This window comes from Leptospira selangorensis, from assembly GCF_004769405.1.
GTDB classification, from domain to species: Bacteria; Spirochaetota; Leptospiria; order Leptospirales; family Leptospiraceae; genus Leptospira_B; species Leptospira_B selangorensis.
This window is the reverse complement of the sequence record NZ_RQES01000014.1, coordinates 1-744: the sequence shown is the minus strand read 5'-3', so window position 1 is coordinate 744 and position 744 is coordinate 1. Positions and strand designations below refer to the sequence as shown.

Annotated in this window: 1 pseudogene; it reads right to left on the bottom strand. The window is 42.6% G+C overall.

What is annotated here, in order from left to right:
• Positions 1–455, bottom strand: a pseudogene (locus EHO58_RS10125) (LIC12048 family lipoprotein); the annotation flags it as partial.
• Positions 456–744 lie beyond the last annotated feature (289 nt).

Here is a 744-nt window from a genome sequence, read left to right as displayed (position 1 = left end):
GCGTATTTGATCTCACTTGTGATTTGGTCGGTGGAGCCGGTGTCCGTTTTCAAAACTTCGATCTGCATTGTGACCGGAGGATTGATGACTGTGTCTATATCAGGATAGTCTGCTACCCATACATTCGTATTGGATTCGTAAGAGTTTAGGATCCCGTCTCCATCAAAATCGTTTACGATGGTGGTTCCTGTCGGATCGATAGTCCCACCAACTGCTTGGACACTTACTTTTGTCCCAGGAGGAAGACTGAAAATATCATGAACAGGAGCAACAGGTTGGCCTGGAACACCTTCATTCACGGAAACGAAAGGAACTTTCTGGGCGACCAACCAAGTAGCTTTGGAAAGATCGATATCTCCTCCACCAAATCCAAAATCGCTCAAACAAGTGGCTACAAACGGGAGTAAAATGACACTCACCAAAAACCGTTTACCGAATTCAAATCCCCTTTTCATTCCAACAATTCCTCCGGAATTCACTTCACCTAAGTTGATTATGACAATATACGTTTCCAGGCGGACAAAGCTGTGAAGCTTTCACTCCCAAATTCGTAAAAAAACATACTTTTGCAAAATTCATTACCGAATATTTGAAAAACATGTCCTGGAACGGACGTTCCCAAAAAAATAGGGAATCTGTCGATTTTTTTCAGCGGCACACAATAAAAATTTGTTAAGGATTCGTAAAAGGCAGCCCTTAAGGAGGGAGTCCGTTAAGCGAATTACTCATTTAGGGAACGTTAGG